We start from the raw sequence: 23,943 nt of genomic DNA, 5'->3' as shown, positions 1-23,943 counted from the left end.
AGTCTAGCCGGCGACCGGCCGAGCGATGTACTCGGTCGTTTCTTCCACGACGGTCCGGCTGCGCCCGGGCCGCCGCTCGTCGACCAGGGCGGCGATCCGCTCGGCGGCCTCGGCCGCGCTCTCGTGCTCCCAGACGCGGACCGACAGCCAACCTGCCTCGGCGAGACGGGCATCGGTGTCCCGGTCCCGGGCGCGGTTCTTCTCGATCTTCTCCCGCCAGAACTCGGCGTTGTTCTTGGGCCACGTCGCGTGCTCGGGGCAGCCGTGCCAGAAGCAGCCGTCGACGAAGACCGCGACGCGCGCCGGGCCGAAGAGGATGTCGGCCTCGCGGCGCACACCCTTGAGCGGCTTGCGATGGACGCGGTAGCGGAACCCGGCCGCATGCAGGCTTCTGCGGAGGGTGACCTCGATACCCGTGTCGTGACTGCGCTGCTTGCTCATCCGGGCGCGGATCTTCGGCGTGGTCTCCAAGGAGGGCATGTCCCCATTCTGGCTCCGGGCACCGACATCGGTCCTCCACGTCCGGGGCCGGCGGAACCGCCCGCCGGCCCCGGGGGCCCGGCGGGCGGGGGTGGGTCAGGCGAGGGTGGTGACGGCGGTCTTGACCTGGCTGCTGATGGTGCCGGGGAGGGGGACGTAGCCCTTGTCGCCGATGGCCTTCTGGGCGTCGTCGCTGATGGTGTAGGTGAAGAAGGACTTCAGGGTGTCGAGGCTGTCGGGCTTGTTGCCCTTGTCGCAGACGACCTCGTAGGTGACCAGGACGATCGGGTAGGCGTTGTCGGCCTTGGTGCCGTAGTCGAGGGAGAGCGCGAGGTCGCCTTCGGTGCCCACGACGGTGGAGGTGGCGAAGGTGTTGGCGGCGTTGGCGGCGGTGGCCTCGACGGGCTGGGCGGCGCCGGTGGAGATCTTCGCGGACTTGAGGTTGTTGATCTGGGCGTAGGACAGCTCGACGTAGCCGATGGAGTTGTCGACCTGCTTGATCTGGGCGGAGACGCCGGCGCTGCCGTTGGCGGACTGGCCGCCCGTGCCCTTCCAGGCCTTGTCCGGGGCCGCGGGCCAAGCTCCGCCGGAGGTCTTGGCGAAGTACGAGGTCAGGTTGTACGTGGTGCCGGAGTCGTCGGAGCGGTGGAAGGACTGGATCTCGGCGTCCGGCAGCTGGGTGCCCGGGTTGAGGGCGGCGATGGCCGGGTCGTTCCACTTGGTGATCTGCGAGTTGAAGATCTTGGCGGCGGTCGGGCCGTCCAGGACGAGGTTGTCGACGCCGTTGATGTTGTAGACGAGGGAGACGAGGCCGCCGACCATCGGCAGGCCGATCGCCTTGCCGCCGGTGCAGACCGCCTTGGAGGCTTCGACGTCGGCGGGCTTGAGCACGTAGTCGCTGCCGGCGAACTGGACCTTGCCCTGGGTGAACTGCTGGATGCCCGCGCCTGAGCCGCCGCCGCTGTAGTTGACGGTGGTGCCGGGGCAGGCGGCCGAGTACGTGGTCTTCCACAGGTCCATCGCGTTGGCCTGCGCCGTGGAGCCGGCACCGAGGAGCGTGCCGCCCTTGCCGCAGGTCACCGAGGGGGTGCCGCCGGTGGCCGCGGAACCGTTCGCGGTGGTGGTCCCCGTCTTGTTGTCGTCGCCGGCGCACGCGGTGAGCGACAGGGCGCCGGCCAGCGCGACCGCGCTCAGGCCGAGGGTGGTGGCGGACCGGCGGTTTCGCTGGAGCATCGGTGGTTCCCTCTCGTTGACACAGCTTCGTCGACGGGGTCCCGTCGACGGGGTTCGACGGCCGTGAGCGGAAGGAACGTCGACAACCGAGGTGAACGCAGCTTCCGTCCGCACGTGAATCCTCGGTGTCGGGAAGGCGGGCGGAGGGCAAAGCCGCGGCGTGTCCGGCCTTATGACAACAGCATTGACGTGTTCCGGCGTCGCCGGTTTCATGACTCGCACCTTCCGCACACGCCTTCCCGGCGCGTGCGTCCCCCTCACACGTGCTTCCCCACACGTGCACCCCCACGACCTAGGCGGTGATCCGTTGGCATCGACGGTGAAGGACACGGGCAGCGGCCCGAGAGCGAGCGCGAGCAGTTCCCACGTCGTGATGCGACAGTCCCTCGGCCTGCTGGACGGCGCGGTGATCGCCGCGTCCAGTACGGCCGCCACCAGCAGCATCGGGATCGGCCTGGGCCTGATGGCCGGCGTGGTCGGCCTGCACCTGCCGGCGATCATGCTGCTGGCCTTCCTGCCCGTGCTCGCCATCGCGGGCGGGTACGGGCGGCTGAACGCGGTGGAGCCGGACGCAGGCTCCAGCTACCGCTGGGTCGGCCGCACCCTCAGCCCCTGGCTGGGGTTCCTCACCGGATGGGTGAACACGGTCGGCACGGTGGTGTTCATGGCGTACACCACCACCGTCACCGGCTCGTCGGTCATCCAGCTGCTCGGCGAGGCGCACCTGCGCAGCGTCGCCGGCCTGCGGCTGGACGCGGACTCCACCGTCCAGTGCACCCTGCTCGGCCTGGTCATCCTGATCGGCGCCGCGCTGGTCGCCGTGCGCGGGCTCGACATGGCCGCCCGGCTCCAGAAGGCACTGCTGGTGTTCGAGTACGCCGTGCTGCTCGGCTTCTGCGGGTACGGGCTGTTCGCGGGTGACCAGCCCTTCTCGCCGCAGTGGTTCAACCCCTTCGACATCCCGTCCTTCGACGCCGTCGCGCAGGGCATGGTGCTGGCGGTGTTCTGCTACTGGGGCTTCGAGTCGGTGTTCAGCGTCGGCGAGGAGGTACGCGACCCCCGCGACGCCTCCCGGGGCGGCATGATCGCCCTGGTGGTGATGCTGCTGCTGTTCCTGCTCGCCGGCACGGCCTTCCAGCGGGTGCTGCCGATGGACGAGCTGGCCGACAACGGCGCGCACGGGCTGACCTACTTCGGCACCAAGCTCGCCCACCAGCCGCTCGCCGCACTGCCCTTGATCGCACTGATGTTCTCCGCGGTGGCGTCCCTGCAGTCCTCGGTGATTCCGACCGCCCGCGGCCTGTACGCGATGGGCCGCGACCGGGTGCTCGGACCGGTCTGGACCCGGCTGCACCCCCGGCACGCCACACCCGCCGCCGGAACCCTCCTCATCACCGGAATCGCCGTCGCCCTGGCCCTGACCTCGATCGCCATCCCGACCGTCAACGACCTCATCTCCGCCGCCGTCAACGCGATCGGCGTCATCGTCGCGCTCTACTACGCGCTGACCGCCGTCGCCGCCGCCGTCCGGTTCCGCGGGCTGCTGCGCACCGACCCGGTGCAGGGACTGCGCGCGGTCGTCGGCCCGCTCCTGGGCGCCGCGGCGCTGCTCGCCGTCGGCGGCTACCTCACCTGGACCTTCTACGACTCCACCGACCACTTCGAACTGGCCGCCGACAACGGGTGGTTCGAGCTGACCGTGGTGACGCTGATGATCGTCACCGGGCTGCCGGCGGCGGCCTGGGCCCGCTGGCGGCGGCGTTCGCCGTACTTCCCGCAGAACGAGCCGACGGCGTGCGACGCGCCGGCCGCGCAGGAGGCCTAGCGTGGGCGAGATTGAAGGCGACGGTAAAGGCGAAGGCGAGCGCGAGGACGAGGACGAAGGCGAGGGCGGAAGGTGAAGGAGCCGGAGCCGAAAGCCCGCAACGACGAACCGTGCGACACGAGAACGGAGCACCACCCATGACCCAGGCCGATCTGGTCTTCACCCGCGGACCCGTCCACACCGGCGACGCCGCCCGCACGAGGGCGAGCAGCCTGGCCGTCGTCGGCGAGCGGATCGCCGCCGTCGGGCACGACGAGGTCCGGGAGCTGATCGGGCCCAAGACCGAGGTCGTGGACCTCACCGGCAAGCTGCTGCTGCCCGGCTTCCAGGACGCGCACATCCACGCGGTCTTCGGCGGAACGGAGTTGGCCACCTGCGACCTCACCGGGACGGTCGGCGTCGCCGACTACCTGGAGCGGATCCGGGCGTACGCGCAGGCGAACCCCGGACAGGAGTGGATCACCGGCAGCGGCTGGTCGATGGAGAGCTTCGACGGCGGACTGCCGACCCGGCACCTGCTCGACTCCGTCGTCCCCGACCGCCCGGTGTACCTCACCAACCGCGACCACCACGGCGCCTGGGCCAACACCCGGGCGCTGGAGCTCGCCGGCCTCACCCGCGACACCCCCGACCCGGCCGACGGGCGGATCGAGCGCGAGGCCGACGGCACCCCGGGCGGCACGCTCCAGGAGGGCGCCACCGCCCTGGTCGCCCGGCTGCTGCCGCCCTCCACCGCCGCCGACCGGCTGGACGGGCTGCTGCGCGCCCAGCGGCTGCTGCACTCGCTCGGCATCACCGGCTGGCAGGACGCACTGCTCGGCGAGTTCAACGGCCAGCCGGACCCGTCCGACGCCTACCTCGCCGCGGCGCGCTCCGGCACCCTGACCGCCCGGGTGACCGGCGCGCTCTGGTGGCGACGCGACCGCGGCGCCGAACAGATCCCCGAACTCGTACGGCGGCGCGAGGAGTTGAGCCACGGACGGTTCCGGGCCGGATCGGTCAAGATCATGCAGGACGGCATCGCGGAGAACTTCACCGCCGCGATGACCGCCCCGTACCTGGACGGCTGCGGCTGCGCCACCGCCAACTCCGGCCTCAGCTTCGTCGATCCGGACGCGCTGCGCGGCTACGTCACCGAACTGGACGCGCTCGACTTCCAGGTGCACTTCCACGCGCTCGGCGACCGGGCCGTCCGCGAGGCGCTGGACGCCGTCGAGGCCGCCCGCGCCGCCAACGGCCGGCGCGGCGCCCGGCACCACCTCGCCCACCTCCAGGTGGTGCACCCGGACGACCTCGCCCGCTTCGCGCGGCTGGGCGCGATCGCCAACATCCAGCCGCTGTGGGCCGCCCACGAGCCGCAGATGGACGAGCTGACCATCCCCTTCCTCGGCCCGGAACGCGCCGCCTGGCAGTACCCGTTCGGCGCCCTGCAGCGCGCGGGCGCCACCCTGGCGGCGGGCAGCGACTGGCCGGTGAGCAGCCCGGACCCGCTGGCCGGCCTGCACGTGGCGGTCAACCGGATGGAGCCGGACGCCACCGACGGACGGGTCTTCCTGCCCGAGCAGCGGCTCGACCTCGCGTCCGCGATCGCCGCCTACACCGCCGGGTCCGCGTACGTGAACGGCCACGATGACGCGGGCGTGCTGGCGGCCGGGTGGCTCGCGGACCTGGTCGTGCTGGACCGGGACATCCTCACCGGGCCGGCCGAGGAGATCGCGCACGCCCGGGTGCTGCGGACGTACGTGGGCGGGGAGTTGGTGCACGCGGCGGACTGAGCCGGGCGACGGCCGCCGGTGGTGGGCGCACGGCGCCCGCCACCGGCGGAGCCGTGCCCGGCGAACGCTGTGGGCCGGTGCCGGTTCACAGTCGGCTGCGCGCCAGGACGGGTGCGCGTCAGCCGTCCCGGCCGGGCCCCGTCTGGCCGGGCTCCGCCGTCCGCAGGCGGGCCTCGGCGGCGTCGAGGAGGAGGTCCAGCGCGTACGGGTAGCCACTGCGGCGCATGTCGCGGGTGAGCAGGCCGGCGGTGGCGGCGATGTGGGGGTGGGTGGTGGCGTCGAGGCGGGCGTAGGAGGCCTGCCAGACCCCGAGGTCCGCGGCCGCCGCGGGGGCCGGGAGGGCGAGGGCAGCCGCGTCCAGGGCGGCGAAGCCGAGGCTCTGGTCGACGAAGGCGTGGTAGATCCGGACGGCTTCCGGGTCGGGGAAGCCGGCGGTGCGCAGGATGCCGAGGATGGTCTCGACGGCGGCGGTCTCGTGGGCGCGCCCGGTGGTGCGGTGGGCGGCGAGCAGGGCGGCCTGCGGATGGGCCTGGTACGCGGAGTGGATGCGCAGGCCGATGGCGCGCAGGTCGGCCCGCCAGTCGCCGGTGGACTGCCAGCCGTGCTGGGCACGGCCGATGAGCTCGTCGGCGATGGCGATCAGCAGGTCGTCGGTGCTGTGGAAGTAGCGGTAGACCGCGCTCGGGTCGGCGCCGAGCGCGGCTCCGAGCCGCCGTACGGTGAGCGCGTCGGCGCCGTGCTGTCCGATCAGGCGCAGCGCGGTGTCGACGATCAGCTCGGCGGAGAGGACGACGCCCTGCTTGGTGGGGCGCCGACGCCTCCGCTGCGGTTCGGGGACCACGCGATCGGTCATGCCCCCAGGTTATGACAATTGCGTTGACGTAGAGAAGAAGGCGGGCGCGGCGGGCCGCCGGCCGGTCAGAGCACCCGCCGCAGCCAGCCGCGCCGGTCCTCGGCCCGCCCGTACTGGATGTCCAGCATGTGCGCGCGGATGTCGAGGGTGTGCTTGCCGGGCGCGCCGCCGCCGACGGTGAACTCGTAGCCCTCGCCCTTGAACGCGACGATCGGGGTGATCACCGCCGCGGTGCCGGCCGCGAACACCTCGGTGACGGTGCCGTCGGCGGCGCCGGCGCGCAGCTCCGCGAAACCGACCGTGCGCTCGACCGGGGTCAGGCCGAACTCGGCGGCGAGGGTCAGGATCGAGTCCCGGGTGACGCCGTCGAGGATGGTGCCGAGCTCGGGGGTGACGAGCTCCCCGGCCGAGGTGACCAGGCACAGGTTCATCGTGCCGGACTCCTCCAGGCCGCCCTCGCCGCCGGTGTCGTCCAGGAACAGCACCTGATCGCAGCCGTGCTGCCTCGCCTCGATCTGCGCGGCCAGGCTGGAGGCGTAGTTGCCGCCGCACTTGGCCGCGCCCGTGCCGCCCCGCCCGGCGCGGGTGTACCGGGTGCTGACCCAGAGCGTGATGCCGGTGACCCCGCCGGCGAAGTACGGCCCGGCCGGGCTCGCGATGACCGAGTAGGTGACCTCCTCGGCGGGCCGGACGCCGAGGAAGGCCTCCGAGGCGAACATGTACGGCCGCAGGTAGAGGCTCGCCTCGCCGTCGGGGGCCGGCACCCACGCCTCGTCCGCGCGGACCAGCTCCTCGACGCTCGCGAGGAAGTCCTCCTCCGGCAGCACGGGCAGCGCGAGCCGCTCGGCGGACCGGGCGAAGCGGCGCGCGTTGAACTCGGGCCGGAACAGCCAGACGCCGCCGTCGGCGTGACGGTAGGCCTTCAGCCCCTCGAAGATCTCCTGCGCGTAGTGCAGCACGGACGCGCTCGGGTGCAGCGAGAACGGCGCCAGGGGGCCGACCCGGCGCTCGTGCCAGCCCTCGCCCGGCGTCCAGGTGGCGGTGGCCATGTGGTCGGTGAAGTGCTTGCCGAAGCCCGGAGCGGCGAGGACGGAGCGTCGTTCCGCCTCCGGAACGGGGGTGGTCGTCCGAACCAGAGGGAATGCGCGACCCATCGTCAACTCCTCAGCTCCGTGGCGGAATCCGCCCACCGGACACCGGCTTCCGGCGCCTCACCCGTCATGCTAACGGCCGTCAGTCGGACGGTATACGTCGCACGGGGACGTCGCCCGAGGCCGCCGGACCGCCGCCGCCGCGGGCCTGTTCGAGTGAGTGGGGCGTGGCGTCGCGGGGGCAGCCGGGGCGGCGGCGGTTACGAAGAGAGGCAGTCCCCCGTCGCGGTCGCCTCCGGGGCCGGACCCACCGGTTCGTCAACAACAACGACATCGTCCCCCAGCTGCCGCCGGAGCCCGCGTTCACCCACGTCCCGGAGCTGCGCCGGTTCGACGCGGCGGGCCCCATCCAGGAGGACACCGGCCTGGTCGCCGCACTCGCGGGGAGGGCCAAGGGGCTGGGCGAGGCGTCCTTCGCGCCGCCCGGGGAGGGCATCCGTGACCACCTGATGCGCAACTACCTCGCCGCGTTGGAGAAGAACCTCGACTGACCTGGCCCTTCTGACCTGGCCGTCTGATTCGGCCTTCGGCTGACCGGGGCCCGGCCGACCGGGCCCCGCGACCGGCCCCGCCGAGGCGCTCAGTCCTCGGCGGGGCTCGGTGCCCAGGCGGTGCCGTTGTGGAAGTAGCTCGGCGCGCCGTGCAGGCCCGCGGTGCGGAACGGGCGTCCGTTGTCGTTCACGGTGAGGGTGCCCTGGCGGTCCCCGCTGCTCCACACCAGGTCCAGGTACCACGAGACGTCCTGGGAACGGGTGGTGGCGTCCACGTCGATCACCTGCGGGTCGGTGTCCGAGACCCGGTAGGGGAAGTCCGTGACGGGGAGCTTCTTCGCGCCCTCCGAGCCGGGGGCGGGGACCGCGTGCGGTGCGGCCGAGTCGAGGTCCACCGCGAACGACGCCGGGGTGAGACCTCCGCCGCAGCCGGCACCGGGGGTGTAGGCGTTCCACTTCGGGGCGGGCTGGGTGCTGACGATGTGCACGTACACGGCGTGCAGGACCACCGGCGTGGCGCTCGCGCCCTGGGCGGTCAGCTGCAGCCGCAGGTGCCCGGCCGGGACGGCGTGCTGGGCGGCCGCCCAGCTGCCGGTGCGCGCGGCGGTGTCCGGCGGGCGGGTCACCTGGCCGGGCGTGCGCGGGGAGAGGAACCACTGGCCGCAGGGACTGCCCCAGTTGTCGGTGAGGACGTTGACGTGGAAGGGGGCCTGGACGTCCTCGGGGGTGCCCGTCGGAGTGGGGGAGTCCGTGGGGGAGTCCGTCGGGGAGGGGGCACCGGTGGGGGTGCCCGCGGGGGACGTGGGTGCGGCGGCCGCCACGGGGGCCGCGGTGTCGGCGGACGAGGCGGCCGGCGCGGTCGTGGCGGCCGTGGCGGTCGTCGTCGGGGAGCCCGCCGCGTCCGGCGTGCCTCCGGGGCCGCGCAGGACGAAGGTGGAGACCACCACGGCCACGGCGGCGACGGCCGCCGCGCTCAGCAGCACGCGGGTGCGGGTGCGGTGGCGGGGTTCGGCGGCGGGGGTCACGGGGTGCACGGGCTCCACCTCCCCGGCCGGCGCGGGAGCCATGGCGGGGACCGGTGCGGGCTCCGGCGCAGGCTCCGGTGCGGGCTCCCGTGCGGCCTTCGGCGCCGAGGACGACTCCGGTCCGCGCTCCGGTTCCGTCCCGACGCCTTCCGCCTTCGCCTCGTCCGCCTTCGCGCCTTCGGTCCTCGCGCCGTCCGGCTTCGGGCCGTCCGGCTTCGGGCCCGCCTCCCGGCGGCGGGCCGCGTCGGCCAGGATCCAACGGCGGTGCAGCTCGACGAGCTCCTCGTCGCCCGCCCCGCACACCCGGGCGAGGCGCTCCACCGGTGCGTACTCGGCCGGAACGGCGGCACCGTTGCAGTAGCGGTGCAGCGTGGAGGTGCTGACGTGCAGCCGGGTCGCCAGCACGCCGTAGCTGCGGCCGGAGCGCTCCTTCAGCTCCCGAAGCATCGCCGCGAACTCGTCGGTCTCCACGCTCATGCGCTGCGTACCCCTCACCCCGAACCGGCTGCGGATCCCGTCGAATCCGCAGCTCACGGTACCGGTTCGGCGGGCGAGTGCCCGGAGGAGGGGGAGCGCAACGGCCCTGTTCAGGACTGCCGGTCCGCGCCGGCCGCCGACGCGGCGGCCTCCGCGACGCTGCCCCGGTACAGGCCCAGCTTCGGCTTGCCCACCTTGGCGCCGCTCCCGAGCGGGAAGTTGTGGGTGTCGGAGTTGGCCATGTGGTCGCCGTCGGCCAGCACGTTCAGCTCGTCGATGCCGGAAGCCGCGCCGCCCGTCGCACCGCCGGGGTTGAGGTCGAGCACCGCGTACGCCGTCTGACCGGCCGCCACCGGGTACGCCGGCGCACCGCCCAGCCCGCCGGGCACCAGCGGCCTGACGTCCTGGCCGTGGTCGGCGGCGTGCGAGTCCCCGAGGCTCAGCTGCGGGTAGTAGCTCAGGCCGCAGGCCGCCGTGCCCTGGTTGCGCACCTCGATCACCCGCTGGCCGGGCGCCTCGGCCCGGGTGGTCACGCGGACCGACAGCTTGGCGGCCTCGCAGGGGTGCGCGTACGCGTACGCCTCACCGCCGGCCGCCTCCCCGCCGCCACCGTGGGAGGAACTGGCGGCGGGGATCGTAGGGCGGGCCTTGGTGCCGTTCGCGGCGGGCGCGCCGGGCGCGCCGGGCGCGCCGGTGGGGTTGGCGGCCGCGGCGGCGGGAGCACCGGTGGTGCCGCCGGCTGCGCCGGCTGCGCCGGCCGTGGCGGCCTGGGTGGGCTTGGCACCCTGCTGCGCATCGCCCGTGCCACCGCCGGACTGGCAGGCGGTCAGGGTGAGTGCGGCGCCCAGGGCGAGGGCTGCCGGAACGAACAGGGCACGGCGAACGGGCATGGAGGTTCCCCCGTAACAGTGGTGGGTGAAGGAAAGGAGCGGACCGGGCGGCGGGGCCATCGCCTCCGGCCGCCGACCACCACCCTGGTCCGCCGTCCGTCCCACCCGCCAGCCCTCCCCGTGAACCCGGGACGCTGGAACGGTTCCACCCCCTCTGACCTGCGCATCGACACCAGCCTGGAACGCCCGCCCGGAACGCCGGCCGGGCCGCCCGACGGGACGACCGGGCCGGCCCGGAGACCCGGAGACCAGGTGACCCGGCGGTCTGACGGCGTGGCAGCCCGACCGAAGGACCGTGTGGCCGGGCGAACCGGTCGGTGCATCAAGGGATCCTCTTGATCGTGTGACCGTTCCGGGGAGATCGGGCGGGTTGTGCGACTGCCCGTGGAAGCCGGTGCTCGGGGGAGGGAGGGCGGCGGAACTGCCGGTATGCTGTCCGGCGATCTTCGGACTGTATGACGGGGTATCGGGGGAGATGTCATGGGCAGCGACGGTGCCGGGGCGGGGTTCAGTGCCCACCCGGACAAGCTCGGGGACGCGGGCGACCAGCTGATAACGGCGAGCACGGACGTCGGCTCGGTGAAGGACGCGCTGGGCAGGCTGGGCATGTCCGGCGAGGGGACCTTCGGTGAGTACGGCGCGGGCGACGCGGCCAAGGCGTTCTGGCAGGCCTGGCAGGACGAGCTGGGCGTGAACGTGGATGCGCTGAAGGACCTCGGCGGCAAGGTGCACACCACCGCGGCGAACTACACCAACACCGATCACGGTGTCGAGCAGCAGTACCAGCAGCAGGGGGGCTGACCGGTGCCCGATCACAGCGTCGACCCGCTCAACCCGTTCGCCGACCTGGGCAGTCAGCGCCAGCAGGCCGAGCGGCTGAAGAAGACCATCGACGAGTCCCACGGCATGTGGGGCGCCGGTGACCTCAAGTACGCCGTCCACGACGCCCTGCAACTGGCCGCGCCCAAGGGCGATCCGGGCAAGCTCGGCGAGTTCGCCACCGCGTACAACACGGCGAACAGCCAGTTGGACGTCATCCAGATGAAGGTGGCGAGGGTCAGCGCCGAGCACCTGCCGGACGCCTGGACCGGGCAGGTCGGCGAGAAGGCGGCCGAGGTGGTCAAGGCCTCCGCCGACGACCTGACGCGCTGCCGCGACATGCTGGGCAAGGGCCGGGACCAGCTCAACGCGCTGGCCTCCGCGCTCAGCGAGGCGCAGACCCTGCACGGGCAGGGCCACGCGCCGCTGAGCGAGGCGCTGAGCCTGCTGCACGACATCACCGTCTCGGGCGCGCCGGACCCGTTCAACTGGGACGACGACAAGATGCACACCGCGCACGGCAAGGCGAAGGACGGCATCAAGTCGATCTTCGACGCGGCGGTGAAGGCCGAGGACGCCGGCCGCGCGGCCGCCCGCGAGCTGAACGCGCTCGCGGGCAAGGCGTTGGCGGGTAAGTTCAAGAACAAGGGGCTCGGCGCCGCCGACAAGCTGGTCATCGCGGACGCGTCCGTCGCCGGCAGCGACCAGTTCGGCAACATCCTCACGGCGAACGACGTGAGCCGGGCCGGCCAGTTCATGGACAAGATGAGCGACGCCGATCGGGCCCGCTTCGACCAGCTGCTGGCCGGCAGCAAGTCGCCCGAGGAGCGCGCCTACCTGATGAAGGCGCTGGCCGCCGGGCACGGCTACGACGAGATCAAGGCGTTCGACGACCAGATCCACGAGCACGGCGGCGACCCCTCCTGGCTGGCCCAGCGCCTGTCCCCGGTGCAGATCGACTCCTCCTCCACGAACCAGCGGGACACCTCCTACCTGGGCGTGGCGTGGAACCAGGGCGACAAGCCGACCTGCGTGGCCGGTTCGACCGTCACCGCCCGGGCGATGGTCGACCCGCTGTACTCCCTCCAGCTCACCACCGGCGGGCACCCTGGCGACCCGCAGTACGACAACGGCAAGGCCGCGTACGACCGCTGGCTCAAGGAGACCGACCGCGTCTACGACTCCAAGAACTGGTGGAACGAGTGGCAGGACGGGATGAGCGACGGGGAGTCCAAGGACGCTGCCAACGACGAGATCGGCAAGCACACCGGGGCGGGCTACCACACCGTCGACCTGGAGGGCCCGGAGCAGCGCAAGGACGTGCTGGCCCAGGTCGAGTCGGCGGTGGACCAGGGCAAGCCGGTGCCGATCGGGGTCAAGGAGGACACCTGGTTCCGGCCGGACGGCCACCAGATGATGATCATCGGGCACCGCGGCGACCAGCTGGAGATCTACAACCCCTGGGGCTACACCGTCTGGGTGAGCGAGAACGACTTCATCAACAACCACATGGAGGGTGCGGCGCAGGGCGGGAACATGCCGATCGCCGACCACGTCCAGATGCCCAAGTGAGGCCGTAGGTGAGTACCACCCCTCCCCCCATGAGCGACGCTCATCTCGCCGAGCTGGACGTCGAGGTGCTGCTGCGCTTCGGCCTGCCGGCCGCCGGCCCGCACCGCGCCACGCTGTTCGGCGACGGCGCGGTGGCCGCCGCGATCACCGTCGACCGGCTCGGTGTCCTGCCGCGCGCCCTGGTGTTCCTCGGCGAGGTGGTCCGCTCCGGCGGCACCCGCTACGCCGCCGCGCTGCCCGAGCCGCTGCCCGGTCCCGCGGCGGCGGTGGCGCGCGGCTGGCTGGAGGCCGCCTCGATGGTCGTCGGCGATCCGACCGGGGACCTGCTGGTCGCCCGCTGGCTGGACGCCGTGGCCACCGTCCTGGCCCTGCGGGTCACCCACCGGGAGGCGACCTCGTGACCTGGCGTCGGATCCTGATCGCGGCGGTCGCCCTGCTGGCCGTCGCGGGCGTGGCGGGCGCGGTGGTGGTCCACCGGATGAGCGCCGGCAAGCTCGACCACGGCACGGTGTTCACCGTGGCCTCCGGTGAACTGGCGGTCAAGCCTGGCGAGTTGTTCTCCGTCGAGGTCAGCGCCCACCGGGTGACCGGCCAGGTCTGGACCGTCGCCGACCCGGCGCCCGACCCCGCCGCCGTGCAGACCGTGGGCGACGAGTACGTCAAGAACGTCGGCCTTCGGGACCTCGTCGGCGCCACCGGCTCGGCGGGCTCCGGCGGCCGCTACTACTTCGTCTTCCGCGCCGGCCCCAACCCGGGCCACGCCACCATCACCCTGCACGATCCCAATCACGCGGGCCGTCCAGGCGAGTCCGACCAGGGTGAGCGGCACTTCACCGTCGACGTGCGCTGAGCCGGCCCCGCGGCGGCGGCCGGGCGCCGACACCCCGCCCCCGGCGGGGCCGCGCCGGACGGGGGGTGGCCCGCACCGGGCCGGGGCGGGGCGGAGGTCGGCCGTGGGTGGGGCGGGACGGCGTCGGTACGATCGGTGTATGGGTGGTGCGGAACAGGAGGCCTGGGACGCCGAGGCGGCGGAGCGGGCCGTCGCGGTGTTGAAGGCGGTGGCGGATCCGTCGCGGTACCGGTTGCTGTGGGCGTTGAGCCGGCGGGAACTGCCGGTGAGCGAGTTGGCCGAGCTGCTGGGGGCGCACGTGGCGGCGACCTCCCAGCACCTGGCGAAGCTGCGGGCGGCGGGGCTGGTGGTGGCACGACGGGAGGGGACGCGGATCTTCTACCGGGCCACCGAGGTGCGCGGCCTGCTCACCGAGGCCGCGCTGATCGCCCACGACCTGTCCTCCCGCCGCGACGGCGGCGACGGTGGTGACGACGGCGCGGCCCCGGCCGGGGCGACCGCGCCGCAGCCCTTCGCCCGCGCCGTACGGGCGGTGCGCCGGCGCCCGGCTGCCGGCCAGGCCGGCTGACCGATTCCTCAGCGGGCCGGAGCGGACGGTTCCAGCCGGTACTCCTGCCGCCCGGCGTCGTAGGCGAAGAGGCCGGCGTAGCGCCCCCAGTCGGTGGCGGTCTCCAGTTGCCGGTCGGTCTGCTCGCGGGTGTGGTGGCGGGCGAGTACGTCGCGGAGGAAGCCGGTGCGGACGGTGGCCCCGGCCGGTCGCCGAGGCTGTTGACGATCAGCTTGACCAGCGGGACGTCGAGGGCTGCGGCGGCGAAGACGGCGCGGGCGTCCCGGGGGTCGGCGTCGGCGAACGCGGCGCCGTCCGGGGTGAGCACGAGGTCGTCGCCGTGGATCGTGCGCCGTGCGGCGGTCGGCGCCGTGGTCCGCCGTACGGCTGCCCGTCCCGTGGTCGTCGGAACGGCCGCCGGGGCGGGGGTCCTTGGGGCGGCCCGTCATGATCCGGTAGACCCGGTAGACCCGGTAGACCCGGTAGACCCGGTAGACCCGGTAGACCCGGTCGACCAGTTCGGCGAAGGCGGCGGAGTCGCGGTCGCGCGGCCGTTCCGGGCCGACCTCGACGGTCTCCCGGATGGTGCCGTAAGGGCGGGAGCCGAGGACGACGATGCGGTCGGCCATCAGCACCGCCTCCTCGATGTTGTGGGTCACCAGCACGACGGCCCGGGTGGGGAACTGGCCGGAGTCCCACAGTTCCAGCAGCTCGCCGCGCAGGTGCTCGGCGGTGAGCACGTCGAGTGCGGAGAACGGCTCGTCCATCAGCAGCACGTCGGGCTCGACGACCAGGGCCCGGGCGAAGCCCACCCGTTGGCGCATGCCGCCGGACAGCTCCCGGGGGTGCGCGGACTCGAAGCCGGTCAGGCCGATCAGGTCGATGGCCTGGGCGGCGGCCCGGGCGCGCTCGCGGGGCGCCACCCCGCGGGCCTCCAGGCCGAGCTCGACGTTCTGCCGGACGGTCAGCCAGGGCAGGAGGGCCGACTGCCCCGCGCCGCCGGGCACGGCGGGCGTCACGAAGTCGTGCGCCATCTGCGAGGTCCTCGGGTGGACCAGGAAGTGGACCGGCACCAGCAGCAGCGAGCCGACGCACAGCGTCACCGCGACCCGCTCGAAGCGCCGGAACGACCCGGTGAACGCGGACGCGATGATGACCGCCGCGGCCAGCACCACCGCGGCCGCCTTCGGCAGGCCCGGGTAGCCGGCGGCGAGGGTGACACCGATGAACTCCGTCACCAGCGTCAGCGCGTTCAGCAGGAACAGGTCGATCACGCTGAACGCGCCCCAGAAGCTCCCGAACCGTTCCAGGATCAGCCGGGCGTGCCCGACGCCGGTGACGGCGCCCAGGCGCAGCACCATCTCCTGGTTCGCGTACAGCACCGGGACCAGCATCAGCAGCGTCCACAGCAGCTGGGTGCCGTAGTTCTGCCCCGCCTGGCCGTACGTCGAGAACGCGCCGGCGTCGTTGTCGCCGACCATCACGATCAGCCCGGGGCCGACGATCGCGAGCAGGGTCTTCAGCCGGGCGGAGAGCCCCTGGCGGGGGCGGCGTCATCGAGGCGGATGGTGCCGAACGCGCCCTTGATGTCGCCGACGTGGGCGTCGTCCAGGACAGCCGGACGCGGTGCGGGAACCGTGGCGCCGGAGTCGTGGGTGACGGGACCGGTCGTGGTGGGACCGGTTGTGGTGCGGGTGGTCGTGGTGCGGGTGGTCGTGGTCATGAGTTCCTCCTGTGGGCCCCGCGTGGGCGGGGCGGGCCGGAGGCGCGCGGCGGTGATTCCCTGCAGGCGGGCGCGGTGCATCGGCGCGCGGCGGTGCGGGCCCATGAGGAAGCCTCATGGGCAGGCAGGCCCATGAGGGAAGCTCATGAGCGGGCCCGTGGAGCAGCCTCATGAGGCAGGCTCATGAGCCCGCCCATGAGTGCACCTCATGGACGAACCCATGAGCAGGTCTCATGAGCCGCGGCCATGAGCGCGCCTCATGAGCCGGGCCATGAGGAGGTCTCATGAGTCGTCCCATGAGTGCACCTCATGGCGCATTCGGGCATGGCGAAGCCGCGTGCTGATTCGATGCGTCGTCGGAGCGACGAGCAGGGAAGGTCGTTACCGCGTGCCGGAGGTGAACGAGGGCAAGCGGGGGCAGGGGCAACTGTGGCCCGGACTACTGCATTCCATGTCTCTCGCCTCCTCCCGGCCGGCGCACCCCGTGGTGCGAGTCATCGACGCGGCAAGGAGTTCACCGGTCCGCGCGACGCGACCACCGGTTCACCCCAACTCGTCAGAGCTTAGCCCCGGCGGAGGCCGATACTTGCGTACTTGGTAGAATCTTTACCTTCTGCCTCCGGGTGCGCCCACCCGGGTGGCCCCGGGTTTGGCCGTCCGGTCGCCACGGAACGACTTCCCGCCGTACCGGCAGCGGCACCAGGCCGTGCCCGGAACCGAGGGGTGGCAGGCATGGCGACCGCAGGCTCCGAGGAGGCCCCAGGGCAGGCCCGGGCGCTGGCACTCGCCCGGCACCCGAAGCTGTGGCTCTTCCCCACCGTCCTGTGCGGCCTGCTGGCCGTCGTCCTCTCGCTGCTCTACATGGGCGGCATCGTGAACCCGACCGGGCACCTGCACCGCCTGCCCATCGCCCTGGTGAACGCGGACCGGGGCGCGCCGCCGCCCGGACAGCCGCAGAACCTCGGCACCCGGATGGCCGCGGCGATCGTCGCGGGCACGCCCGACAGCACCGTCGAGTGGCGGCAGGTGGACGAGGCCGCGCTGAGCGAGCAGCTCGCCTCGGGCAAGGTCTACGGCGCGCTGGTCATCCCCGAGGACTTCACCGCCACCGTCACCGCGCTGGTCACCGGCGGCGCCACCCAGCGGCCCACGGTGACCGTGCTGACCAACCCCGGCATGGGCAGCCTCGGCTCCTCGATCGCCTCGCAGATCTCCCAGAACGCCGTCCACCAGGCCTCCCAGGCGGCCGGCCGGGACCTGCTCGCCGCCGTTCCGCCCGCACCCGCCCCGGGCCCGGACACCGGGTCCACCGCGCGCCTGCTGCTCGCCGACCCGATCGCCGTCGCCACCCAGGTCGGCCACCCGATCGGCGGCCACAGCGGACTCGGCCTGAGCGCCTTCTACTACACCCTGCTGGCCGTCCTGACCGGGTTCATCGGCGGCAACATCATCCACAGCGGGGTCGACGGCGCGCTCGGCTACAGCGACAGCGAGATCGGCCCCTGGCACACCCGCCGCCCGACCGTCCCGATCGACCGCACCCAGACGCTGCTGCTCAAGATGGTCATGACGGCCGGGATCATGCTGCTCACCACCTCGCTGGTGCTGCTCTGCACGGTCGGCATCCTCGGCATGGACGCCCCGCACCAGCCGATGCTCTGGCTCTTCGCCTACTGCGCCAGCCTCGCGGTCGGCCTCGGGGTGCAGGCGATCAACGCCGCGTTCGGCGGGATCGGGCAGCTGGTGTCGATGTTCGTCTTCATCGCGCTGGCCCTGCCCTCCTCCGGCGCGACCGTCCCGCTGCAGGCGGTGCCGGGCTTCTACCGCTTCCTGGGCGTCTTCGAGCCGATGCGCCAGCTGAGCGACGGCATCCGGGCGATCCTGTTCTTCGACGCCCGGGGCGACGCGGGCCTGACCCGCGGCTGGGTCATGATCGCGATCGGCGTGGCCCTGGCCCTGCTGTTCGGCTTCGGGATGACGCGCTACTACGACCGCAAGGGCCTGCACCGCTGGACGCCCCAGCCGACCGAATGAGCGCGCTCAGGACTTCGTGACCGTCACCCTGAGGTGCTTCATGATCGGCTGGTCGCTCTGGGTGCTGTGGTCGCCGAGCGCGCAGAGCACGTTCATCTCCGGCATGTACCCGGCCGCGCAGCCGCGCGGGATGTCGTACGGGACGGCCAGGTAGCCGGTCACCGAACGGGTGCTGCCGTCCCGGGCCGTGCTGGTGACGTCCACCCGGTCGAACTCGGAGATGCCGCGCTCGCGCATGTCGTCCTTGTTGAGGAAGACCAGGGTGCGCAGGTTCCTGACGCCCCGGTAGCGGTCGTCGTCCGAGTAGATGGTGGTGTTCCACTGGTCGTGCGAGCGCATCGTGCCGAGCGCCAGCGTGCCGGGCCCGGGCACGACGTCGGGCAGCGGGGCGGCGGAGAACTCGGCCTTGCCGGACGGGGTCAGGAAGACGAGTTCGCGGGCCGGCTGCTTGATCCGGAAGCCCAGCGGCAGCCGCACCCGGCGGTTGAAGTCCTCGAAGCCGTCCAGGACCTGCGCCATGGTGTCGCGGATCCGGTCGTAGTCCTCGATGTACCACTCCCACGGGGTGGGGCTGTCCGGCAGGGCGGCGCGGGCCATTCCGGCGATGATCGCGGGCTCGGACAGCAGGTGTGATGAGGCAGGTTTCTTCATGCCCACCGAGAGATGAACCATGCTCATGGAGTCCTCGACCGAGCTGGACTGCACCCCGCCGCGCTGGTGGTCCTTCTCGGTGCGGCCCAGACAGGGCAGGATCAGCGCCGCCCGGCCGTGCACCAGGTGGCTGCGGTTCAGCTTGGTGCTCACCTGGACGGTCAGTTCGCACCTGCCCAGGGCCTCGTGGGTGCAGGGGGTGTCCGGCGCGGCGAGCGCGAAGTTCCCGCCCATGCCGACGAACACCGTGACCGCGCCGCGCCGCATCGCCTCGATGGTGCCGACGGTGTCCAGCCCGTGCGCGCGCGGCGGTTCGATCCCGCACACCTCGGCGAGCCGGTCCAGGAACTCCCCGGCCGGTCGGTGGTCGATGCCGCAGGTGCGGTTGCCCTGGACGTTGCTGTGCCCGCGCACGGGGGAGGGGCCGGCGCCCTCGCGGCCGAGGTTGCCGCGCAGCAGCAGGAGGTTGACGATCTCCCGGACGGTGTCCACGCCGTGCTCGTGCTGGGTGACGCCCAGGCACCAGCTGAAGATCGAGCGGTCGGCGTCGCGGTAGATCCGTGCGGCCTTGAGGATCCCGGCCCGGTCGAGCCCGCTCTGCCGCTCGATCTCCTCCCACGGCGTGGACTCGCAGACCTGCCGGTAGGCCTCGAAGCCGCTGGTGTGGCGGTCGATGAACAGCCGGTCCAGCGCCTTGTCGTCGGTCGCGGACTGCTCCAGGACGGCCTTCGCGATGCCGCGCAGCAGCGCCATGTCGCCGCCGATGCGCGGCTGGAGGTTCAGCGTGCTGGTGCGGGTGGCCTTGTTCAGCGCCATGTCCGTGAAGTCGTGCGGGATGATCGTGCGGGTCGCCGCCGCCTCGACCAGCGGGTTGACGTGCACGATCTGCGCGCCGCGCGCGTACGCCTCGGCCAGCGAGGTGAGCATCCGGGGCGCGTTGGAGGCGGCGTTGACGCCCAGGATGAACAGCGCGTCGGTGACCTCCCAGTCCTTGAGGTCGACCGTGCCCTTCCCGGTGCCGAGCGCGGCCTGCAGGGCCCGTCCGCTGGCCTCGTGGCACATGTTGGAGCAGTCGGGCAGGTTGTTGGTGCCCAGTTCGCGGGCCATCAGCTGGTAGAGGAAGGTCGCCTCGTTGCCGAGCCGGCCGGAGGTGTAGAACGCGGCCCGGTTCGGGTCGTCCAGCCCGCGCAGCGTCCGGCCGACGAGCTCGAAGGCGTCCTTCCAGCCGATCGGCACGTAGTGGTCGGTGGCGGCGTCGTAGACCATCGGCTCGGTGAGCCGGCCCTGGTCCTCCAGCGCGAAGTCGCTCCACCCGGACAGCTCGGTCACCGAGTGGGCGGCGAAGAAGTCGCGGCCGACCCGCTTGCGCGTCATCTCCCAGGTGACGTGCTTGATGCCGTTCTCGCAGATGTCCAGGTGCAGGCCCTTGGTGTCGTCGGGCCAGGCGCAGCCGGGGCAGTCGAAGCCGCCGTCCTCGTGGTTCATCCGCTTGACCGCCCGCGGCCCGTCCAGGTAGGCGCCCTCGCGCGCCAGGAAGCGCGTCACGCTCTTGGCCGCGCCCCAGCCAGCGGCGGGGTGGTGGTACGGCGCGAACCGAGGCGGCCCGGCGGGGGAGGGGCCGACGTCGGGTTCCCGCTCGGGCTCGCCGGTGGACGCCACGGCGTCGTCGGAGGTGGTCACGGCACTGGCCTTCCGTCGCTCGGGTCGGGGCCCGCGGCTCGGCGGACACCCGGCGTTCGCCCGGGGCCCGCGACTCGGGGGACACCCGGCACTCGCCCGGGGCCCGCGGCTCGGCGGACAACCCCGGCGTCGGGGGCCGGCTCGGAGCCCGGCGGACACCCGTCGCTCGGGTCGAGGCTACGCCGGGTGGTCGGGGCCGGCGAACGGAGCAGGACCGGGCCCGCCCGCGCTGCCGCCCCTGCCACCGCCCGGGTCACGGCCCGGGTCACCGCCCGCGCTGCCGTCCGTGCCACCGCCCGCGCTGCCGTCCGTGCCACCGCCCGCGCTGCCGTCCGTGCCACCGCCCGTGCCACCGCCCGGGCCACCGCCCGCGCCGCCGGGCGGGCGCCAGGCCGCCGGCAGGCTGCCGAGGACGGCGGCGATCCCGGTGCGGCGGGCGACCTCCAGCAGTGCGCGGGCCATCACCGAACCGGGCTCCCGGGCGGCGATCACCAGGCCGATCGGCGCGCTGTGCACCGGCTCCACCAGCGGGACGGCCCGCATGCCGTGCGGCACGCCGAACACGTGCAGCCAGGCGTACGGCACGATGCTCGCCCACTGGCCGGTCCGCACGTGCGCGAAGAGCGAGGCCACCGAATCCGTCTCGACCCGCGGGGTCGGCGCCAGCCCGAGCTCCGCGAACACCTCGTCCAGCACCCGCCGGCCGTGCATGCCCGTGTGCAACAGGCACAGCGGCAGCCCGGCGGCCTCCGCCCACGTCGCCCTCGGGTGGCGGGCCAGCTCGTCGGCCGGACCGGTCAGCAGGACGTACCGCTCCTCGTACAGCGGGAGCGCGCGCAGCTCGTCCGCGTCCGGCCCGGGCAGGTAGGTGATGCCCGCGTCGATCTCGAAGTTCCGTACCTGGCGCAGGAGTTCCTCCGCGCGGAGGTCGGTCGACAGCTGCACGGCGGCCAGCGGATGGGCGGCGCAGAACGGTGCGGTCAGCAGCGGCACGGCGCCCGAGGCGGTCGGCACCGAGCCGATCCGCAGCCGTCCGCTCAGCCCGGTGCGCAGCGCGTCCACCTCGTCCCGCAGGGCGTCCCGGTCGGCCAGGATCCGCTGCGCCCAGAGCACGATCCGCTCGCCCTCGGGGGTCAGCCCCTCGTAGGCGCGGCCGCGCCGGACCAGCAGCACCTTCAGCTCGTCCTCCAGCTTGCGGACGGCCTCGGAGAGCGCGGGCTGGGAGACGTGGCAGGCCTGGGCGGCGCGGGCGAAGTGGCGCTCCCGGGCGAGGGCGACGAGGTATTCGAGCTGGCGGAAGAGCATCTAGTCGGCCTCCCGGGCGGAGCCGTCCGGCCCCGTGTCCATCCGGTCGGTGCGGGTGTAGACGTTCATCGAGTCGCCGCGCAGGAAGCCGACCAGGGTCAGGCCGGTCTCCTCGGCGAGGTCCACGGCCAGCGAGGACGGCGCGGAGACCGCCGCCAGCATCGGGATGCCCGCCATCACGGCCTTCTGGACCAGCTCGAAGGAGGCCCGGCCGCTGACCATCAGCACCGTGCCGCGGGCCGGCAGCAGGCCCTCGCGCAGGGCGTGGCCGACCACCTTGTCCACGGCGTTGTGCCGGCCGACGTCCTCGCGCAGGCACAGCAGCCGCCCGTCGGCGTCGAACAGGCCGGCCGCGTGCAGGCCGCCGGTGCTGTCGAAGACCTTCTGGGCGGCGCGCAGCCGGTCGGGCAGGGCGGAGAGCAGCGCGGGGGTGACGCGCAGCCCGTCCTCGGCGACGCTCCAGGGCGCGGTGGTGCGCACCGCGTCCAGGCTGGCCTTGCCGCACAGCCCGCAGGAGGACGTGGTGTAGAAGTTGCGCTCCAGCGAGGCGTCGGGGGCGGGCACGCCGGGCGCGAGGACGACGTCCACGACGTTGTAGGTGTTGCCGCCGTCCGCCGTGGCGCCGGCGCAGTAGCGGATCCCGGCCACCTGGTGGGCGGCGTGCAGCACACCCTCGCTGACCAGGAAGCCGGCCGCCAGGTCGAAGTCGCTGCCCGGGGTGCGCATGGTCACCGTCAGCGGGCGCCCGCCGACCCGGATCTCCATCGGCTCCTCGGCGGCCAGGGTGTCGGGGCGGTGCGTGGGCGTGCCCTGGCGCAGGCGCAGCACCCTGCGCTGTACGGTCACTCGGCCCATGGTCGTCGGCTCCTCGGATCGGTCGGTGCGGGCTGCGCCGTGGACGGTGTCGCGGACCGGGCGTGGATCACGTCGTGGGTGACCTCATGGGTCATCTCACGGGGCACGTCGTGGGCCGGGTCGTGGACGCCGTCGTGGCGGACGCTACGGATGAATCCTCGCTCCTCCGGCGGCCGGGGTGCGCAGCGCGGTCCGGTTCGGGCAGGTGACGGCGGCTGTGCGCGGCCGTCACGGCCAGGCAGAGCAGGCCCACCGCGGCCATGCCGGTCAGCAGGGCCGGGTAGGAGGCGTGGCCGGCCGTTCCGGCGAGCAGCAGCGGGGTGAGGAAGCCGCTGGAGGTGGTGCTCTGGTAGAGCGAGGCGGCGCTCGGAGCGGCGAACGGACCGGCGGACGGGCCGGCCGGGGCGGCGGGCTCCGTCCGCCCGGTGCGGTCGGGCCGCTCGGCGGTCCCCGGCGTCAGCCGCTCCACCTCGTGCAGCCCCGCACCGAGCGTCAGCCCGTACCCGGTGCCCAGGACGACGGCGGCCGCCACCACCAGCCCCACCGAGTCGCGCCCGGCGGCGAGGGCGCCGATCAGCAGCCCGGCGATGACGGTGGCCATCGCGGTGAGGGTGGCCCGGGCACTGCCGCGGTCGTCCAGCCGGGCCGCGAGGGGCTGGGCGAGGACGCCCGCGGCGAGCGTCAGTGCCGCCACCAGGCCGCCGAACAGCGGCGCGTAACCGGGGACGCGGTCGGCGACCAGCGGGGGCAGCACGACGTACGCCACGGTGGCGGAGCCGAGCACGGCCGGGCTGGCGGGGAGGACGACGTAGCGGAAGCGGGGGTGCCGGACGGTCCTGCGGTGCTCGTCGCCGGGGCCACCGTGGTTGTTATGGTCGCCGAGGTCGCCGTGTCCGTCGGCGGCCTCCGTCGGCGGCCCCGGGTGGCGGTCCGGCGCGGTCTCCGGCAGCCGACGGGTCGCGCGCAGCACCAGCAGGCAGCCGAGGGCGTGGGCGAGCGCGGGCAGCACCATCGGGCCGGGCAGCCACTCGGCGAGCACCCCGGCTGCCAGTGCGCCCGCCGAGAACCCGGCCCCGGTGGCGTACATCGCACGGCGGGCCGGGACGGCCGGGGGGACGGACGGTCCGGAGAGCTCCCGGAGCCAGGCCGTCCCGGCGACGAAGACCAGCCCGGCGGCGAAGCCGGTGGCCGCCCGGGCGGCGTACACGGCCGGTTGGTCCGCCGCGGCCAGGACGGCGCTCGCGGCGGCGGACAGCACCAGTGCGCCGCGCACCACCCGGCGACGGCCGTACCGGTCGGCAGCGGCCCGGCCCAGCAGCAGGCCGGGAACCAGCCCGACCAGGTAGACCGAGAACATCGCGGCCAGTGACAGCGCCGACCAGTCGGTGCGCTCCCGGTACACGGTGGCCAGGGCGGTGAACTGGTTCGCGCCCCAGGCGGCGACGGCCACGGCGGCCGCCGCCGGGAGCCAGCGGGCGGGCGCCGTCGGGAGCCAGCGGGCGGGCGCCGTCGGGACACCACGGGCGGCCATCCGTCCGGACGGACCGGCGGGGAGTTCGTCGACCGGATCGTCGATGGTCCTCATGTTCCGCCGTTCGCCTTTTCGGAGCTTCCTGGATTTCTCGATCCCAGTGTGTCGGCCGCGGCCGCCGGGCGTCAAAGAGGTGATTCCTGTGGCGCGATAGGCGGAATTTATCAAGGCTTGTC

General features: G+C 73.5%; 19 protein-coding genes and 2 pseudogenes. 9 read left to right on the top strand and 12 right to left on the bottom strand.

Features of this window, described 5'->3' with window-relative positions; genetic code table 11:
• Nucleotides 1-3: 3 nt before the first annotated feature.
• Nucleotides 4-480: a very short patch repair endonuclease gene (locus ACIGG8_RS35680; protein ID WP_396552777.1), complete on the bottom strand. Its 477-nt coding sequence runs from the start codon at nucleotides 478-480 to the stop codon at nucleotides 4-6.
• Between the two features lie 96 nt (nucleotides 481-576).
• Complete coding sequence (pstS, locus tag ACIGG8_RS35675) at nucleotides 577-1,713, bottom strand: phosphate ABC transporter substrate-binding protein PstS (protein ID WP_396552776.1); 1,137 nt, start codon at nucleotides 1,711-1,713, stop codon at nucleotides 577-579.
• Between the two features lie 373 nt (nucleotides 1,714-2,086).
• Here pstS and ACIGG8_RS35670 point away from each other — a divergent pair, with 373 nt between their 5' ends.
• Nucleotides 2,087-3,538, top strand: a complete 1,452-nt coding sequence (locus ACIGG8_RS35670; RefSeq protein ID WP_396552775.1) for an APC family permease — start codon at nucleotides 2,087-2,089, stop codon at nucleotides 3,536-3,538.
• Nucleotides 3,539-3,675: 137 nt separating this feature from the next.
• The gene (locus tag ACIGG8_RS35665; RefSeq protein ID WP_396552774.1) at nucleotides 3,676-5,313 is read left to right on the top strand and encodes an amidohydrolase; all 1,638 of its coding nucleotides are present in this window, start codon (nucleotides 3,676-3,678) and stop codon (nucleotides 5,311-5,313) included.
• A gap of 118 nt (nucleotides 5,314-5,431) precedes the next feature.
• Here ACIGG8_RS35665 and ACIGG8_RS35660 read toward each other — a convergent pair whose 3' ends face one another.
• Together ACIGG8_RS35660 and ACIGG8_RS35655 are read right to left on the bottom strand one after the other, a co-directional pair.
• Nucleotides 5,432-6,166 (bottom strand): TetR/AcrR family transcriptional regulator, encoded by a 735-nt coding sequence (locus tag ACIGG8_RS35660; RefSeq protein ID WP_396552773.1) that lies wholly within the window; start codon nucleotides 6,164-6,166, stop codon nucleotides 5,432-5,434.
• A 65-nt stretch (nucleotides 6,167-6,231) separates the two neighbouring features.
• Nucleotides 6,232-7,320, bottom strand: coding sequence for a branched-chain amino acid aminotransferase (locus tag ACIGG8_RS35655; protein WP_396552772.1), 1,089 nt, complete (start codon nucleotides 7,318-7,320; stop codon nucleotides 6,232-6,234).
• Nucleotides 7,321-7,484: 164 nt separating this feature from the next.
• On the opposite strand from ACIGG8_RS35655, the gene ACIGG8_RS35650 reads away from it, so the two are divergent.
• Nucleotides 7,485-7,808, top strand: coding sequence for a hypothetical protein (locus ACIGG8_RS35650; RefSeq protein ID WP_396552771.1), 324 nt, complete (start codon nucleotides 7,485-7,487; stop codon nucleotides 7,806-7,808).
• Between the two features lie 89 nt (nucleotides 7,809-7,897).
• Here the strand turns inward: ACIGG8_RS35650 and ACIGG8_RS35645 are convergent, their stop codons facing one another.
• Both ACIGG8_RS35645 and ACIGG8_RS35640 read right to left on the bottom strand, forming a co-directional pair.
• On the bottom strand, nucleotides 7,898-9,310 hold the full coding sequence (locus ACIGG8_RS35645; RefSeq protein ID WP_396552770.1) for a helix-turn-helix domain-containing protein: 1,413 nt from the start codon (nucleotides 9,308-9,310) through the stop codon (nucleotides 7,898-7,900).
• Between the two features lie 110 nt (nucleotides 9,311-9,420).
• Nucleotides 9,421-10,200, bottom strand: coding sequence for a DUF4232 domain-containing protein (locus ACIGG8_RS35640; protein ID WP_396552769.1), 780 nt, complete (start codon nucleotides 10,198-10,200; stop codon nucleotides 9,421-9,423).
• Between the two features lie 480 nt (nucleotides 10,201-10,680).
• Between ACIGG8_RS35640 and ACIGG8_RS35635 the strand changes: the two genes are divergently transcribed.
• The 5 genes from ACIGG8_RS35635 (at nucleotide 10,681) to ACIGG8_RS35615 (ending at nucleotide 14,009) form a co-directional block, all read left to right on the top strand.
• On the top strand, nucleotides 10,681-11,001 hold the full coding sequence (locus ACIGG8_RS35635; protein ID WP_350519220.1) for a type VII secretion target: 321 nt from the start codon (nucleotides 10,681-10,683) through the stop codon (nucleotides 10,999-11,001).
• A 3-nt stretch (nucleotides 11,002-11,004) separates the two neighbouring features.
• The gene (locus ACIGG8_RS35630; protein WP_396552768.1) at nucleotides 11,005-12,591 is read left to right on the top strand and encodes a hypothetical protein; all 1,587 of its coding nucleotides are present in this window, start codon (nucleotides 11,005-11,007) and stop codon (nucleotides 12,589-12,591) included.
• A gap of 29 nt (nucleotides 12,592-12,620) precedes the next feature.
• Nucleotides 12,621-12,992: a hypothetical protein gene (locus ACIGG8_RS35625; protein ID WP_350519218.1), complete on the top strand. Its 372-nt coding sequence runs from the start codon at nucleotides 12,621-12,623 to the stop codon at nucleotides 12,990-12,992.
• Nucleotides 12,989-13,441, top strand: coding sequence for a protease inhibitor I42 family protein (locus tag ACIGG8_RS35620; protein ID WP_396552767.1), 453 nt, complete (start codon nucleotides 12,989-12,991; stop codon nucleotides 13,439-13,441). Before ACIGG8_RS35625 ends, ACIGG8_RS35620 begins: the two co-directional genes overlap by 4 nt.
• A 139-nt stretch (nucleotides 13,442-13,580) precedes the next feature.
• A complete protein-coding gene (locus ACIGG8_RS35615; protein ID WP_396552766.1) occupies nucleotides 13,581-14,009 on the top strand; it encodes an ArsR/SmtB family transcription factor in 429 nt (142 codons plus the stop codon).
• 8 nt (nucleotides 14,010-14,017) lie between these two features.
• Here the strand turns inward: ACIGG8_RS35615 and ACIGG8_RS35610 are convergent, their stop codons facing one another.
• A complete protein-coding gene (locus tag ACIGG8_RS35610) occupies nucleotides 14,018-14,437 on the bottom strand; it encodes an AAA-associated domain-containing protein (protein WP_396552799.1) in 420 nt (139 codons plus the stop codon).
• 363 nt (nucleotides 14,438-14,800) lie between these two features.
• Nucleotides 14,801-15,711: pseudogene (locus ACIGG8_RS35605) on the bottom strand (divalent metal cation transporter); the annotation flags it as partial.
• Between the two features lie 732 nt (nucleotides 15,712-16,443).
• Between ACIGG8_RS35605 and ACIGG8_RS35600 the strand changes: the two are divergent.
• Entirely contained in the window at nucleotides 16,444-17,745 is a 1,302-nt protein-coding gene (locus tag ACIGG8_RS35600; protein ID WP_396552765.1) for a YhgE/Pip domain-containing protein, read from the top strand.
• A gap of 6 nt (nucleotides 17,746-17,751) precedes the next feature.
• Here ACIGG8_RS35600 and ACIGG8_RS35595 read toward each other — a convergent pair whose 3' ends face one another.
• The 4 genes and pseudogenes from ACIGG8_RS35595 to ACIGG8_RS35580 form a co-directional block, all read right to left on the bottom strand.
• Nucleotides 17,752-20,076: an FdhF/YdeP family oxidoreductase gene (locus ACIGG8_RS35595; protein ID WP_396552764.1), complete on the bottom strand. Its 2,325-nt coding sequence runs from the start codon at nucleotides 20,074-20,076 to the stop codon at nucleotides 17,752-17,754.
• Between the two features lie 390 nt (nucleotides 20,077-20,466).
• Nucleotides 20,467-21,381 (bottom strand): annotated as a pseudogene (locus ACIGG8_RS35590) (LysR family transcriptional regulator); the annotation flags it as partial.
• Complete coding sequence (fdhD, locus tag ACIGG8_RS35585; protein ID WP_350519206.1) at nucleotides 21,382-22,236, bottom strand: formate dehydrogenase accessory sulfurtransferase FdhD; 855 nt, start codon at nucleotides 22,234-22,236, stop codon at nucleotides 21,382-21,384. It lies immediately after the preceding pseudogene.
• A 91-nt stretch (nucleotides 22,237-22,327) separates the two neighbouring features.
• Nucleotides 22,328-23,821 carry an MFS transporter gene (locus ACIGG8_RS35580; RefSeq protein WP_396552763.1) on the bottom strand — a complete coding sequence of 498 codons (1,494 nt, stop codon included), beginning with the start codon at nucleotides 23,819-23,821 and terminating at the stop codon, nucleotides 22,328-22,330.
• Nucleotides 23,822-23,943: the final 122 nt, after the last annotated feature.

It is taken from the genome of Kitasatospora sp. NPDC085464 (assembly GCF_044541955.1).
Lineage (GTDB): Bacteria > Actinomycetota > Actinomycetes > Streptomycetales > Streptomycetaceae > Kitasatospora.
The sequence above is the reverse complement of the archived record's forward strand: the minus strand, read 5'-3'. Positions and strand labels throughout refer to the sequence as shown.

What these genes read in the sequence shown, in the direction of transcription:
- ACIGG8_RS35680 (WP_396552777.1), bottom strand. Translation starts at nt 480, where the DNA reads ATGCCCTCCTTGGAGACCACGCCGAAGATCCGCGCCCGGATGAGCAAG.
- pstS (WP_396552776.1), bottom strand. Translation starts at nt 1,713, where the DNA reads ATGCTCCAGCGAAACCGCCGGTCCGCCACCACCCTCGGCCTGAGCGCG.
- ACIGG8_RS35670 (WP_396552775.1), top strand. Translation starts at nt 2,087, where the DNA reads ATGCGACAGTCCCTCGGCCTGCTGGACGGCGCGGTGATCGCCGCGTCC.
- ACIGG8_RS35665 (WP_396552774.1), top strand. Translation starts at nt 3,676, where the DNA reads ATGACCCAGGCCGATCTGGTCTTCACCCGCGGACCCGTCCACACCGGC.
- ACIGG8_RS35660 (WP_396552773.1), bottom strand. Translation starts at nt 6,166, where the DNA reads ATGACCGATCGCGTGGTCCCCGAACCGCAGCGGAGGCGTCGGCGCCCC.
- ACIGG8_RS35655 (WP_396552772.1), bottom strand. Translation starts at nt 7,320, where the DNA reads ATGGGTCGCGCATTCCCTCTGGTTCGGACGACCACCCCCGTTCCGGAG.
- ACIGG8_RS35645 (WP_396552770.1), bottom strand. Translation starts at nt 9,310, where the DNA reads ATGAGCGTGGAGACCGACGAGTTCGCGGCGATGCTTCGGGAGCTGAAG.
- ACIGG8_RS35640 (WP_396552769.1), bottom strand. Translation starts at nt 10,200, where the DNA reads ATGCCCGTTCGCCGTGCCCTGTTCGTTCCGGCAGCCCTCGCCCTGGGC.
- ACIGG8_RS35635 (WP_350519220.1), top strand. Translation starts at nt 10,681, where the DNA reads ATGGGCAGCGACGGTGCCGGGGCGGGGTTCAGTGCCCACCCGGACAAG.
- ACIGG8_RS35625 (WP_350519218.1), top strand. Translation starts at nt 12,621, where the DNA reads ATGAGCGACGCTCATCTCGCCGAGCTGGACGTCGAGGTGCTGCTGCGC.
- ACIGG8_RS35615 (WP_396552766.1), top strand. Translation starts at nt 13,581, where the DNA reads ATGGGTGGTGCGGAACAGGAGGCCTGGGACGCCGAGGCGGCGGAGCGG.
- ACIGG8_RS35610 (WP_396552799.1), bottom strand. Translation starts at nt 14,437, where the DNA reads ATGACGGGCCGCCCCAAGGACCCCCGCCCCGGCGGCCGTTCCGACGAC.
- ACIGG8_RS35600 (WP_396552765.1), top strand. Translation starts at nt 16,444, where the DNA reads ATGGCGACCGCAGGCTCCGAGGAGGCCCCAGGGCAGGCCCGGGCGCTG.
- fdhD (WP_350519206.1), bottom strand. Translation starts at nt 22,236, where the DNA reads ATGGGCCGAGTGACCGTACAGCGCAGGGTGCTGCGCCTGCGCCAGGGC.
- ACIGG8_RS35580 (WP_396552763.1), bottom strand. Translation starts at nt 23,821, where the DNA reads ATGAGGACCATCGACGATCCGGTCGACGAACTCCCCGCCGGTCCGTCC.